The following is a 12837-nucleotide window of genomic DNA, read 5'->3' as shown; positions in this document are numbered from 1 at the left end:
GGCCCGGGGCGCATCGGCGAGGTCTGCGCGATGCGCCCACCCGGGCGCGACCTCAGCGGAACACCCGCGAGATGCCGCTCTCGGTCTGAGTGAGCTGGAAGTAGGTGAGGATGTGCGCGACCGGCCGCGCGATGGGGCGGAGCATGCGACGCCGGATGCTGTGCAGAATTCCTCGTCGGCGTCGCTCGACCTCCCATGTGAGCGTCACCTGGATCTGCATTCCCCCGGCGGCATGTTCGAGCGCGAATGCGAGCACCCGTGACGTGCTGATACTCGCGTCCGGATAGGTGAAGCGCCAGGTGACGAAGGCGCGGTCCTCAAATCGATCCAGGAAGATCTGCTGACGTTCGTAGGATTCCTTGACCGTCACCGGCTTGCCGTTGCGGACGGTGATCGTCCGCGCCTCCCAGGGGCCGGTGGGGGCGATCGCTGAGCCCACTTCGCCCACCCCGTGATCCCACTCGGGAATGCGAGAGGCCGACGACAGCAGCTCCCACACGTCCTCGACGGGGGCGGGGACGAAGATCGAACGGCTGGCGGAGAAGCTCTTCTCGTCGAGCCTGTCTGTGCGCGCGGGATCGACGACCCGCGTGTCGTCGAGGCGAGATCTCAGCGTGTCCGGGTCGACATCGAGTCGTCGCAGGATCTCTTCGACGAGGCCGCTCGGTTCATCCACGAGCGCGCGCAGCACCGCAGCGGAGTCGCCGCGGCGGCGGCCACTCGATGCCACGGTCCACACCGCGAGCGCCCGGTCCGTCCACTCGTATCCCGACGTCTCGTGGAAGACGATGCGGCCGGGCTCGTCCACACCTGTGGCGACGCCCACGGATTCGAGCTGAGCGGCGTGCTGCGCCGCGACGGCCGCGCGCGCCGCGTCGAGCCCGGCACCCATGCCGCGCAGGATCTGACCCCCCGTGTCGGGGTCGATGGTCAGAGCGAGCAGAAGATGATCGATGTCGGTATCACGCACCCCGAAACGCGAGGCCTCTTCCATGGCGGCCAACGACAGGGTGTGCATCGTGCCAGCGGCCTGCACCAATCTGCTCATCATCCCCTCCGAGGAATGTCGATGGACGGATCGATCCGCTTCGAGTGCTTCTTGTGCACGGCCTGGCGGGTGACGCCCAAGGCGTCGGCGATGGACTGCCAACTCATGCCGGACCGGAGCGCGGCTTCGACCTGGCGCAGTTCGAGCGCATCCGCGAGTCGGCGCAGAGATGCGACCGCGCGTAGCCCGGCCCTGGGATCGGTGGTGTCTGCCGCGATCTGTGCGACGTCGAGGGATTCCATGCTGTCAACCTACGTTGCTCATCCCAAAACTGTCAACCAAGGTTGCTCACGTTCTCCGTATTCGGAGATACCTGCCCGTCGTCCGGGTGTCAACGGTCCTGCGGACCCGCGGATTCCGTTCCACCCTGGTGATCCCGACGAGAGGAGTGCAGGATGTCGAATCCCGACGTGTATCCCACCGATGGAGAGCAGCCGGAGACGCAGGGCGAAGACCCGATCGAGGCGGAGCTCGGCGAAGAGGGCCAGGGTGACATCGCCCCGGAGGACGAGGGCACGGGCCACAGCGGCGACGCCCCCACCGACCTCAGGGACGGCACCGAGTGAGCGGGGACCACGGATCGCGTCCGGAGACAGCGCGCTCACCGGTCGAGGGCGACGCCGACTCCCGCATCGCCGAGCACCTCGCCGAGCGCGGAGGCGACCAGCCCGCTGATCCGGGCGATGTGCCGGCCGGAGGGGCGGGCGCCGACTCCGGTGCCGCGTCGGCGGTCGGCGTCGAGCCCGGCTCCCGCTCGTCGGTGCCTGACGAGTCGACGCACAACGACGACCCGGGCATCGGCACCCGTCGGCCCGACATCGACGAGGCCAATCGCGAGGACGGAGACCCCGGGCGCCGCGCCTGAGGTCTCCGCCCTCATCCACAGACTCAGCTCAGACCGTCGACGGTCGAAGCACGACCTTGATGCAGCCGTCTTCCTTCTTCTGGAAGGTGCTGTACAGCTCGGGTGCGTCGTCGAGCGGTGCACTGTGCGTGGTGAGGTCCATCACACCGAGGGGATCGGCGACGTCCTCGACCAGGGGCAGCAGCTCGTCGATCCAGTTCTTCACGTTGCACTGGCCCATGCGCAGGGTGATCTGCTTGTCGAACAGGGTCTTCATCGGCATGATGTCGGCGTCCCCCGCGTAGACCCCGCTCAGTGACACGGTCCCGCCGCGACGCACGGTGTCGATGGAGGCGTACACGGCAGCCAGACGATCGATGCCCGCCTTGTCGAGCAGCTGACGCGCGGCGGGATCGGGCAGCACGCCCACCGCCTTCTGCACGAACTCCACGCCCGCGTTGCCGTGCGCTTCGAGTCCCACGGCGTCCACCACCGAATCGGCACCGCGACCGTCGGTCAGGTCCCGCAGCTCGTCGACGATCGTGTCGGTGAGGTCGAATGTCTCGATGCCGTGGCGCTCTGCCATGGCACGACGCTCCGGCACGGGGTCGACGGCGAGCACCCGGTGTCCGCGGTGCCGTCCGATGCGCGAGACGAATTGCCCGACCGGCCCGAGCCCCATCACCACGAAGGTTCCGTCATCCGGTACCTGCGCGTACTCCACCCCCTGCCACGCGGTGGGAAGGATGTCGCTGAGGAAGAGATATCGCTCGTCGGGCAGGTCGCTCGCGACGGCGATGTGGTTGTAGTCGGCCAGCGGCACCCGCAGGTACTCCGCCTGTCCTCCGGGCACCTGCCCGTAGAGCTTGGTGTACCCGAAGAGCGCCGCGCCACTGCCGTACTCGCGCACCTGGGTGGTCTCGCACTGCGACTGGAAGCCGCGTCGACACAGGAAGCACTCCCCGCACGCGATGTTGAACGGGATGACGACGCGGTCGCCCACGGCGAGCGTCTTCACGTTCGCACCCACCTCCACGACCACTCCCATCGGCTCGTGGCCGAGGATGTCGCCGCGATCGAGGAACGGGCCGAGCAACTCGTACAGGTGCAGATCGGAACCGCAGATCGCCGAGGAGGTGACTCGGATGATCGCATCGTCCGGCTGCTGGATCACCGGATCGGGAACCTCCTCCACCGTCACCGTGCGCTTGCCCTGCCAGGTCAATGCCTTCATGATGTCCTCCGATCCTTTGTCTTCGTCGTCCGCGCCACGCTCGTCGCTCTCGGGTCGACCGGCTACCGGGTTGACAGGTGCCGATCAACGTGCGGACGTGCGTGTCAGCGGAACGGGCAGCCGCGGGTGGCGCCGCTCCTGCGCACCGCACCACCCGATGCGGGTCTGGTCGGCAGTCGTCGCCGGTTCACCTCGAGTCCGGTGCCGAGGATGTCGAGACGCGGGTCGCTCAGCACGGCGATCGCCGCGGAGAGCCCCGCGACGACGAGCTTCTCGCCGGGGCAGCGGTGCCCGGTGGCGACGTCTGCGCCACCCTGCGGTATGAAGGTGCGGATCGACTCGTGATCATCGACATCGGTGAATCGCTCGGGGGCGAAACGATGCGGGTGGGCCCACGACTGCTCGTCGGTGTCGGTGCCCAGGATGTCGAGCACGACGCGGCCCCCTGCCGGCACCCGCACGTCTCCGATCTCGATATCGACGAGCGCGCGTCCCGGCAGCATGGGCACGAACAGCGCGGTGCGCCGCACCTCCTGCGCGAACATCACCGCCAGTTGCCCGCTCACCAGCGCATTCCGTTCGACGGTCTCGGCGGCGATCCGCTCGCGCCACTCGGGTCTGTCATGCAGCTCCTTGGCCGCGAAGGCCACGAAACGCGCCGCGGCGATCATCGGGCGGATGCTGTTCTGCAGCTCGATGCCGGCGAGGCGAGCCGGGAGCAACGAGCCGTCCTGATCGCAATGGTCGGCCCACTCGGCCAAAGCTGTGCCATCTTCGGCGTGCAGCGAGCCGGATCGGACGGCGTCGATGAGGCGCTCCGCATGCCGATCGGACCACATCCGGTTCACGAAGGCGGCCACGTACTCGGGTGAGTAGGGAACACCGAAGCCGTCGACGATCTGCGCCAGTCGAGCCGCCCATCGGGTCTTCGCGGCCGGCGTTCCGGGAAGCCCCGCCCAGCCCATGATCGCGCGACCGAAGGCTCCGACCGCCGCGTCGTACGCACTGCGGGTTCCGCCATCGAGCCAGGCGTCATGCTCCGCTCTCCACTCGCGCTCCAGCCAGGGAGTCAGCCGCGCGACCTGCGCATCCTCGTAGGCGACCTCGACGAATGTCGCTTTGCGGTGTCGGTGCGCCGCCCCGTCCAGGCTGTGCACGGACCCGTGCCCGAACAGCGTCTCCTGGACGATCTTCGGCATGGCGCCGTGGCGTGCGATGCGTGTCTCGTCGTAGAACAGGTCGATGCCCTCGACTCCCCGCACGAACACCGCGTCGTCTCCGAGCAGTCGCATCGGAGCCGACCGTGCGCCGGGCTCCGCACGCCGCCAGATGCGTGCGCCGAAGTCGTAGCCCCGCGTGAGGAGTGAGGGCGAATCGTCGTGGGCGACGGCGGTGACGGCCTGCACCACGCGTGAGCTCAGTCTCTGAAACATGCTCCGACGGTGCCAGGAGTCGGATGATCCCTCCAGGGGGGCGCGCTCCGGATCGGAGTGTGCTATTCCGGTCGGGTCCGAGATGTCAAGCGGGTCCCCTGGCGCGCGCAACCCGCGCAGGATGGCGCTGCAAGAAGGAGACGCGGCAAGGAGGAGACATGGCGACGAACACCCGTGATCTGGCGTGCGCGACGGATGACGTGTTCCGCGTGCTCGCGAACGGCTGGCTGTACCCCGCGTGGGTGGTCGGCGCTTCCCGGATGCGCGACGTCGATGAGGCGTGGCCGGCGGTGGGGGCGCAGTTGCATCACTCCGTGGGGGTCTGGCCCGTGCTGCTCGACGACACGACGAGGATGAGTGAATGGGACCCGCCACGGCAGGTCGTGCTCAGGGCGCGCGGCTGGCCCATGGGTGAGGCCAGGGTCACACTGCGAGCACGGACCACATCGACCGGATGCCAGGTGCGCATCGACGAGGAGCCCGTCGCAGGGCCGGCGGCTCTGATCCCACGATTCCTGACCGCGCCGATCCTCCGCTGGCGCAATGCCGAGACCCTCCACCGTCTGGCGTACCTCGCCGAAGGGCATGCGGAGTGACTCGCATCACCCGTCCGATGGGTCTCCGGCGAGAGCGAGCGCGATCGCGGCGTCCACGTGCAACGCCGTCGTCGGGAACACGGGCACCGATGCGTCGTCGGACGAGATGAGCAGCTCGATCTCGGTGCAGCCGAGGATGATGCCCTCTGCGCCGTCGGACACGAGTCGCTCGATCACCTCGATGTAGCGTCGACGGGACTCGTCTCGGATGACACCGTGCACGAGTTCGTCGTAGATCACGGCGTGCACCAGGGCTCGATCGTCGGCGCCGGGGGTCAACGTGCGGACCCCGTGCAGCGCCAGGCGTTCCGCGTAGAACGGCTGCTCCATCGTGAACGCCGTGCCGAGAAGCCCGACAGTCTGCAGACCCGCGGCGGTGATCGCGTCGCCTGCGGGATCGGCGATGTGCAGGAACGGTATCCCGACTGCTCCTCGGATCCGGTCGGCGACCAGGTGCATGGTGTTGGTGGCGAGCACGAGAAGCTCCGCCCCTGCACCCTCCAGGGCAGCGGCGCGCGACGCCAGCAGATCGCCCGCAGCCTCCCAGTCGCCGCGCGCCTGCATCGTCTCGATCTCCGCGAAGTCGAGCGAGTCCAGGAGGACGCGTGCCGAATGATGGCCGCCGAGCTGGGCGCGCACCCGCTCGTTCGCGAGCCGGTACCACTCCAGTGACGATTCCCAGCTCATCCCGCCCAGGACACCGATCGTCTTCATCGACGCGCCCCTCCCCTCGCCGTCAGGCGTTCCCGGCGCGCATGAACTCCTCGGCATCGCGCACCTGCTCAGCGGATGGTCGGATGCCGGTGTAGAGCACGAACTGCTCCAGCGCCTGCAGCGTCGCGACCTCTGCTCCCGTGATCAGGGTCTTCCCCGCCGCACGAGCAGCGGCGATCAGCGGTGTCTCGGAGGGGAGCGCGACCACGTCGAACACCACGGACGCCCTGGCGATCGCCTCTTCCGAGAACGCGAGCGCGTGCTCCTCCGTGCCACCGGCCATGCCGATCGGGGTCACGTTCACCAGCACGTCCGCCGTGGCCTCGCCCACCTCCGGCGACCAGTCGAACCCGTACAGGTCGCCCAGAGCGCGTCCACTCTCCTCGTTCCTGGCGACGATGGTGACGCGCGTGAATCCGGCGTCGCGGAACGCCGCCGCGGTCGCCTTCGCCATGCCGCCCGACCCGCGCAGCAGCACCGAGCTCGACGTGTCCAGGTGCTCGCGTTCGATGAGCTGCGCGATCGCGGAGTAGTCGGTGTTGTGGGCGGTGAGCACACCGCCGTCGTTGACGATGGTGTTGACCGAGTCGATCGCGCTCGCCGAGGGGTCCATCCGGTCGACGAGGGCGATGACGTCTTCCTTGTAGGGCATGGAGATGGCGCAGCCGCGGATCCCGAGCCCGCGGACGCCGGCGATGGCCTGGGCGAGATCGGTGGGGGCGAACGCCTTGTAGATCCAGTTGAGCCCGAGCGCCTCATAGAGGTGGTTGTGGAAGCGCGTGCCGTTGTTGCTGGGCCGTGCGGAGAGCGAGATGCACAGCGTCATGTCCTTGTTGAGCAGAGTCACCGCATCAGGCTACTCGCGCGCGGGGAAGCCCGCGGATTCGGGAGAGAGACGACGACGGAGGTGCCTCCGTGCTGTGCGTCGCCTCTCCACCCGAAACCTGCGATCCCTGCGGGATCAGTACCCCTACCTTCTCGGATGTCGCTCGGACGAGAGTCCGTGGCGACATCGTGCATCCTCCCCTATGGTGAAGGTGCATGCACACGGGGATCGATCGTCTCCGTCTTTCCCCAGAAGACGGCGGCCCTCCCCAGGGGCAGACGATCCGTGCATGCGACTGGGCCCTCTCGAGTAGTTCAGTCCCCAATGGGCTACTCGAGGGGGCCGCTATCGTCCAGTCTCCCACCGAAGTTCAGATTTGTCCCCCAAAAGGGGGACAAGAACGTCGGAAGGGGGCTAAGCTGTTTCTGACGCACCCTCCGGTCGTCTTCGGCCCTCATCGCTCCCCCCGCGGTGAGGGCCACACCATTTTCCGGGCGCCCCAGGTGCCGTGCGGGTCGGGACGCGACGCATGACGGGCGGATGCCGCTCGTGCAACATTTGGATTACCTTCTTGCAGCGGCTATTCCGCTCGGGGCCTCCTCCACTAGCGTTAGCGATGTCGGGGCATCCCTGCGTCGGCTTCTTCACCAGCAGAACAGGCAGTACATGAGCACCCAGGGCACGGTCAAGTGGTTCAACTCGGAGAAGGGCTTCGGCTTCATCTCCCCCGACGACGGAGGCGCTGACGTCTTCGCGCACTACTCCGCCATCCAGTCATCCGGCTACCGGTCTCTCGAAGAGAACCAGCGAGTCGAGTTCGATGTGGCACAGGGCCCGAAGGGCCTGCAGGCAGAGAACATCCGCCCCGTCTGAGACGGGCGAGACGCAGAACTCCCCACCGGATCACGCACCCGATGCGCCATCCGGCGGGGAGTTCTGTGCTTTCTGAGGGACTCCAGCGCAGGTGCGAGTGACGCCCGAGACGCGGTCAGTCGAGTAGCAGCGAGCGCAACTCGGCGACTGATGCCACACGGAATGCGGCGTCATCGCCTTCGTGCCTGTCGCTGAAGCCCCATTCGACGAAGATGACGGGGACGTCGTTGGCGTTGCCGCCCTCCACGTCGTGATGGCGGTCACCGACCAGGACAGGTCGCGACGTGTCGGCGCCGAGCGCGCGCAGCCGACGAAGCGCCTCGGCGACGATGTCGGTCTTCGAGGCGAGAGTCGACTCGTCGGGGGTCGCGCCGACTGTGGTCAGGAACGCGGGGCGCAGGCCGAAGTGATCGACGAGGGCATCGACCTGGTTCTCGGGCTTCGAGCTGGCGGTCGCCTGCGGCACCCCGGCGGCGTGCAGCTCGTTGATGAGCTCGACGACGCCCGGATAGGTCGCGACATCGGTCGTGTAGCCGTCGGCCTTCCCGAGCGTGCGGTAGAAGGCCACGGCCTCGGCGGACTGCTCCGGGGTCATTCCCGCCTGGTCCTGGAAGGACTGGAACATGGGCGGACCGATCCAGTGCACCAGCTGCTCGCGCGTGGGCGCGGGGTGGCCGAAGTGCGTGAGCGCGATGTCGAGCCGGCGAAGGATGCCGACGGACGCGTCGACGATGGTGCCGTCGACGTCCCACAGCACGCAGGAGTAAGGGGAGTGAGGCACCCCTCCACCCTATGGCCCGGAAGAGGACGGTCGCCTTTCCTGCACAGGTGTGCACGAACCGGGCCTATCCACGTCTCATGTGAGCACTCTCTGTCCCCATATAAGGTCGTGACAACGGCGGATGTGCGAGTCAGAATGGGGGTATGTACGTGTCGGTGGAGATCATCACGATGTTGGCCACGGCCGCGACGCTGCTGGTGGCGATCATCGGCGGATTCGGCTGGACGATCAACCGGATGGATGCGCGTTTCGCGGTGCAGGACGCGCGGCTCGATGCGCGGTTCGATGCGCAGGAGGCGAAGTTCGATGCGCGGTTCGATGCGCGTTTCGCGGCGCAGGACGCACGACTCGACGCACGGTTCGATGCGCAGGACGCGAAGCTCGATGCGCGGTTCGATGCGCAGGACGCGAAGTTCGACGCGCAGGACGCGAAACAGGACGCGCAGGATGCGAAGCTCGATGCGCAGGATGCGAAGTTCAGCGCACGGTTCGCGAGTCTCGAATCGCGATTCGACCGCGTGGATACGCGATTCGATCGAGTCGAGCAGGAGATCTTCGAGGTGAAGATCGCGATCGCGCGTCTGGAGGGGCCGACGCCGCGGCTCATCCCCGTCCGTTGAGACCGTCTGCTCAGAACAGGCGGGGGATGCCCGACTCGATTCCCTTCATGTCGTCGTAGTCGAGCACCAGACAGCGGATGCCCCGATCCTCGGCGAGTACACGCGCCTGCGGCTTGATCTCCTGGGCGGCGAAGACACCCTGGACGGGGGAGAGATGTGGATCGCGGCCGAGCAGCTCGAGGTAGCGGGTCAGCTGCTCCACGCCGTCGATGTCGCCGCGGCGCTTGATCTCGACGGCGATCGCCGCGCCGTCGGCATCGCGCACCAGCAGGTCGACCGGCCCGATCGCCGTCGGGTACTCGCGGCGCACGAGCGTCGCACCCTCGGAGATGCGCTCGACCTGCTCCGCGAGAAGCCGCTGAAGGTCTGCCTCGACGCCGTCCTTCTGCAGTCCGGGATCGATGCCCAACTCGTGCGAGGTGTCATGGATGATCTCGTAGATCTGCACGCGCAACGCGTCACCGGTCTTCTTGTGGGTCACCCGCCAGACCTCGACGACGCCGGCGCTCGCCTCTTCCTCACCCGGAGTCTCGTTCGAGAGAGAACACGGGGGACTCATCCAGTTCAGCGGCTTGTAGCTGCCGCCGTCGGAGTGCACGAGCAGACTCCCGTCGCCCTTGTGCACGAGCAGACGCGTGGCGAGCGGAAGATGGGCATTGAGCCGACCGGTGTAGTCGACCGAGCAGCGGGCGATGACGAGACGCACCCGTCGAGCCTACTTCGTCGGGAGTGCTGCGCGTTCGCATGGGGACCAATCCAACACGGCTCGGTCCACGAACCCCTCCTGAGAGTACTCATTCCTTGTACCCCCGCTGGGACCACACATCGCAGGAAAGAAGAAGCTCATGGCCACCCTCACCGCACCGGTCGCTGTCACCCCCATCGCCATCCGAGAGCTCGACCGAGAGCCCCGGACGAGATCCCGCGTCTATGGGTCCCGGTTCGACCTCGACGCACCCTACGAGACGCAGGCGCCTGACGGCCGCACACTCCGCATCGTGGGGATCGAGATCAAGGAAGGGGGTCGCGATACCGACAGAGCACACCTCGGCCAGCTGTTCGTGAACTGGGCGCTGAAGGACGGTTCCTATTCACGGATCACCCACATCTACGGGCAGCCCCTCGACGCCGATACCACGGCCGTCGTCGATGCCGCCGTCGCATCGAGCATCGCCTACCTCGAGGCTCTCACCCCCGATGGCATGACGGAGATCACGGGCGTCGTCAACACGTCCCCGGTGTACACGCAGACGCTGCCGCATCACGTTCCGCATGTCTCCTTCCACGTGAACACCGCCGAGGGCCCCGGTTACAACGTCCACGCAGACGGGGAACTCGCCGAACGCGCACGACTCGACCTCCACAGGCACGCATCCATCGCTGTGGTTCCGCGGCGGATCTACCGGCTCAGCGCGCGGCAGATCACCCCCGACCTCGACGCTGCCTCCTTCGACGTCGAAGACGGAGAGAGCGAGTCGATCACACGCTGAGCGCTCCGACGCTCAGCCCTGGGCGTTCGCGGTGACCGAGCTCTTCTCGTCGTCCCGGAGCGGACGTGCAGCACCCGAGAACAGTCCGGACATCACGACCAGCGCGACCAGGATGAACAGCGTGTTGAGCAGACCGATGTGCTCGCTGATGATTCCGAGCACCGGCGGGCCGCCGAGGAAGGCGATGTAGCCGATCGTGGCGGCCGCGCTCACCCTGGCCGCTGCCTTGGCGGGGTCGTCTGCCGCCGCCGACATGCCCAGCGGGAAGCCGAGCGATGCCCCGATTCCCCACAGCGCGGCTCCGACCAGCACGAGCGGGAAGGTGGGGGCGAGGATGAACAGCAGGATGCCCGACGCCGCGGTGACAGCGAGGATGCGCAGGACCAGGACGCGGCCGAAGCGATCCACGAGGGGACCGCCGAAGAGGCGCACGACGGTCATGCCGACCGAGAACGCGGCGAGCGACACGGCTCCGGTGCCCTCGGAGAAGCCGTGACCCTGCTCGGTGCCGAGCGCGATCCAGTCGTTCGCGCCGCCCTCGGCGAACGACATGCCGAGCATGACCACGCCGATCAGGTAGGTGCGAGGCTCGCGCCACGCTTCGAGGGCGGTGTGCATGCGCACGCGGAAGGCAGGCTTCTCATGCGCTGCGGGATCGAGGGCCGCCTCACGCACCGGCACCTGGAAGAAGCAGACGATCGCGATCACGGCGATCAATGCGCCCATGATCGCGGCGTGGGTGGCGACGTTGACCGCGAGCTGAGCGGCGAGGGCACCGATTCCCGCTCCGATGACGGTGCCGAAGCTGAAGAAGGCGTGGAAGACCGGAAGGATCGTACGGCCCATCTGCTGTTCGATCGCCGTCGCCTCGACGTTCATCATCACGTCGACAGATCCGTTGCCGAAGCCGAACAGCACCATGCCCACGATGACGACCGGGACGGAACCGAACACGTTGGCGCCCAGGCCGACCAGCACGATGCCGAGCGCGAAGGTCAGCATCGTGAGGAGCATCCCGCGCCGGGCTCCGAAGCGCGCCATCACCGCGGGGCCCGTCGAGATGCCGACGATCGACGAGATGCCCATGCCGAGGAGGATCAGCCCGACCTGCGCGTTGTCGAGTCCCAGCGCCTCCTTGATCCCGGGCACGCGCGACGCCCACGTCGCGATCGAGAGTCCGCTCGCGAGGAAGATGGCGAAGATCGCCGCGCGCCAGCGCACGAACTGCGAACGAGAGAGGGCTGTTTCCATGCCGGACAGCTTATCGAATCGATTCGACCCTGGGGAAGCGCGGGGAGCTATCCTCGAAGTATGAGCAGCCAGGAGACGCCGCGTCGGCCCACGATCGCCGACGTCGCACGTGAGGCGGGCGTGGCGACCTCCACCGCATCCGTCGTCTTCAGCGGCAAGGCGAACGTGGCCGCCGCCACGAGGGAGCGCGTCCTCGCCGCCGCAGCCGACCTCGGCTATGCGGGACCGGACCCTCGTGCGGCCTCGCTGCGCCGCGGACGCAGCGGCATCGTCGCCGTGGTGCTCGAAGGTCATCTGCGTGCCGCATTCCTCGACCCGGTGACGACCGCCATGATGGACGGCCTCACAGACGGACTCGCCGACCTGAGTGCCGGCATCCTCCTGATGCGCGACGAGCCGGGCGAGGAAGGTGCCGCCATCACCAACGCCCCCGTCGACGCTTTCGTGCTGATCGGCTGCTCCGGGCGCACGAAGGCCTCGCTCGAGGTGGTCCTCGGCCGCGGACTGCCCGTGGTCGTGATCGAGGGCGACGCCGGAGAGGACATCCCGCGCATCACCCTCGACAACGTCGCGGCATCCGCCGACGTCGCCCAGCACGTCTACGACCTCGGACATCGCGACGTGGCGCTGGTCACCCTCTCCCTCGACAGCGAGCGAGAGCGTGCGCTGGTGACGCCCGAGCGCGTGGCGACCGCGACCGTCGACGTCTCGGTGCACCGTCTCGAGGGGATGCGCCAGGTGTTCCCGGACGCGCCGGCGATCTCGGCGTCCGGCAGCTTCATCGACGAGGGTGTGCTGGTCGGACGCATGCTGCTGACCGACCCGGCCACTCGACCCACGGCCGTGCTGGCACAGAGCGATCTGCTCGCAGTCGGCGTCATCCGGGCAGCCGAGGAGCTGGGTCTCCGCGTGCCCGAGGATCTCTCCGTCGCGGGCTTCGACGGCATCGAGGTCGACGGACTCGGCGATCTCACCCTCACCACAAGCGTGCAGCCTGCGGTCGAGAAGGGCCGCGCCGCGGGGGAGCAGGTCGCTCGCATGCTGCGTGGAGAGCCCGGGGTGACGCAGCACCTCACCTGCGTGTTCCGAGCCGGCACGACGACAGGCCCGGTTCCGCGCTGACAGCA

Annotated in this window: 16 protein-coding genes; 7 read left to right on the top strand and 9 right to left on the bottom strand. The window is 67.8% G+C overall.

The features are described 5' to 3' along the window. Positions 1 to 52 precede the first annotated feature (52 nt). The gene (locus RN51_RS03600; protein WP_045262667.1) at positions 53 to 1048 is read right to left on the bottom strand and encodes a Clp protease N-terminal domain-containing protein; all 996 of its coding nucleotides are present in this window, start codon (positions 1046 to 1048) and stop codon (positions 53 to 55) included. Continuing rightward, positions 1048 to 1290, bottom strand: coding sequence for a hypothetical protein (locus tag RN51_RS03595; protein ID WP_045262666.1), 243 nt, complete (start codon positions 1288 to 1290; stop codon positions 1048 to 1050). Before RN51_RS03595 ends, RN51_RS03600 begins: the two co-directional genes overlap by 1 nt. A 153-nt stretch (positions 1291 to 1443) precedes the next feature. On the opposite strand from RN51_RS03595, the gene RN51_RS18330 reads away from it, so the two are divergent. Beyond that, positions 1444 to 1614, top strand: a complete 171-nt coding sequence (locus tag RN51_RS18330; RefSeq protein ID WP_156149078.1) for a hypothetical protein — start codon at positions 1444 to 1446, stop codon at positions 1612 to 1614. Next, entirely contained in the window at positions 1611 to 1913 is a 303-nt protein-coding gene (locus RN51_RS03590; RefSeq protein ID WP_045262665.1) for a hypothetical protein, read from the top strand. Before RN51_RS18330 ends, RN51_RS03590 begins: the two co-directional genes overlap by 4 nt. Positions 1914 to 1941: 28 nt before the next feature. Here RN51_RS03590 and RN51_RS03585 read toward each other — a convergent pair whose 3' ends face one another. Together RN51_RS03585 and RN51_RS03580 are read right to left on the bottom strand one after the other, a co-directional pair. Then, on the bottom strand, positions 1942 to 3126 hold the full coding sequence (locus RN51_RS03585) for a zinc-dependent alcohol dehydrogenase (protein WP_045262664.1): 1185 nt from the start codon (positions 3124 to 3126) through the stop codon (positions 1942 to 1944). Positions 3127 to 3230: 104 nt separating this feature from the next. Continuing rightward, positions 3231 to 4559: a cytochrome P450 gene (locus tag RN51_RS03580; RefSeq protein WP_045262663.1), complete on the bottom strand. Its 1329-nt coding sequence runs from the start codon at positions 4557 to 4559 to the stop codon at positions 3231 to 3233. A 158-nt stretch (positions 4560 to 4717) separates the two neighbouring features. Here RN51_RS03580 and RN51_RS03575 point away from each other — a divergent pair, with 158 nt between their 5' ends. Beyond that, positions 4718 to 5155 carry an SRPBCC family protein gene (locus RN51_RS03575; RefSeq protein ID WP_045262662.1) on the top strand — a complete coding sequence of 146 codons (438 nt, stop codon included), beginning with the start codon at positions 4718 to 4720 and terminating at the stop codon, positions 5153 to 5155. A 6-nt stretch (positions 5156 to 5161) separates the two neighbouring features. On the opposite strand, the gene RN51_RS03570 is transcribed toward RN51_RS03575, so the two are convergent. Both RN51_RS03570 and RN51_RS03565 read right to left on the bottom strand, forming a co-directional pair. Next, the gene (locus RN51_RS03570; protein WP_045262661.1) at positions 5162 to 5869 is read right to left on the bottom strand and encodes an aspartate/glutamate racemase family protein; all 708 of its coding nucleotides are present in this window, start codon (positions 5867 to 5869) and stop codon (positions 5162 to 5164) included. A gap of 22 nt (positions 5870 to 5891) precedes the next feature. Continuing rightward, positions 5892 to 6716 (bottom strand): shikimate 5-dehydrogenase, encoded by an 825-nt coding sequence (locus RN51_RS03565; protein ID WP_269430484.1) that lies wholly within the window; start codon positions 6714 to 6716, stop codon positions 5892 to 5894. 645 nt (positions 6717 to 7361) lie between these two features. Here RN51_RS03565 and RN51_RS03560 point away from each other — a divergent pair. Further along, entirely contained in the window at positions 7362 to 7568 is a 207-nt protein-coding gene (locus RN51_RS03560) for a cold-shock protein (RefSeq protein WP_017203899.1), read from the top strand. 115 nt (positions 7569 to 7683) lie between these two features. Here the strand turns inward: RN51_RS03560 and RN51_RS03555 are convergent, their stop codons facing one another. Next, positions 7684 to 8349 (bottom strand): HAD hydrolase-like protein, encoded by a 666-nt coding sequence (locus tag RN51_RS03555; protein WP_045262660.1) that lies wholly within the window; start codon positions 8347 to 8349, stop codon positions 7684 to 7686. A gap of 143 nt (positions 8350 to 8492) precedes the next feature. On the opposite strand from RN51_RS03555, the gene RN51_RS03550 reads away from it, so the two are divergent. After that, a complete protein-coding gene (locus tag RN51_RS03550) occupies positions 8493 to 8969 on the top strand; it encodes a hypothetical protein (RefSeq protein WP_045262659.1) in 477 nt (158 codons plus the stop codon). Between the two features lie 10 nt (positions 8970 to 8979). Here RN51_RS03550 and nucS read toward each other — a convergent pair whose 3' ends face one another. Continuing rightward, entirely contained in the window at positions 8980 to 9675 is a 696-nt protein-coding gene (nucS, locus tag RN51_RS03545; RefSeq protein WP_045262658.1) for an endonuclease NucS, read from the bottom strand. A 139-nt stretch (positions 9676 to 9814) separates the two neighbouring features. Here nucS and RN51_RS03540 point away from each other — a divergent pair, with 139 nt between their 5' ends. After that, positions 9815 to 10459 (top strand): hypothetical protein, encoded by a 645-nt coding sequence (locus RN51_RS03540; RefSeq protein ID WP_045262657.1) that lies wholly within the window; start codon positions 9815 to 9817, stop codon positions 10457 to 10459. Positions 10460 to 10471: 12 nt separating this feature from the next. On the opposite strand, the gene RN51_RS03535 is transcribed toward RN51_RS03540, so the two are convergent. Continuing rightward, complete coding sequence (locus RN51_RS03535) at positions 10472 to 11710, bottom strand: MFS transporter (protein WP_045262656.1); 1239 nt, start codon at positions 11708 to 11710, stop codon at positions 10472 to 10474. A gap of 60 nt (positions 11711 to 11770) precedes the next feature. Here RN51_RS03535 and RN51_RS03530 point away from each other — a divergent pair, with 60 nt between their 5' ends. Further along, the gene (locus tag RN51_RS03530; RefSeq protein WP_045262655.1) at positions 11771 to 12832 is read left to right on the top strand and encodes a LacI family DNA-binding transcriptional regulator; all 1062 of its coding nucleotides are present in this window, start codon (positions 11771 to 11773) and stop codon (positions 12830 to 12832) included. Positions 12833 to 12837 lie beyond the last annotated feature (5 nt).

The sequence above is a fragment of the Microbacterium oxydans genome (genome assembly GCF_000956405.1).
Taxonomy (GTDB): domain Bacteria; phylum Actinomycetota; class Actinomycetes; order Actinomycetales; family Microbacteriaceae; genus Microbacterium; species Microbacterium oxydans_C.
Note: the sequence above shows the minus strand (reverse complement) of the source record. Positions and strands in the feature narration are given on the sequence as shown.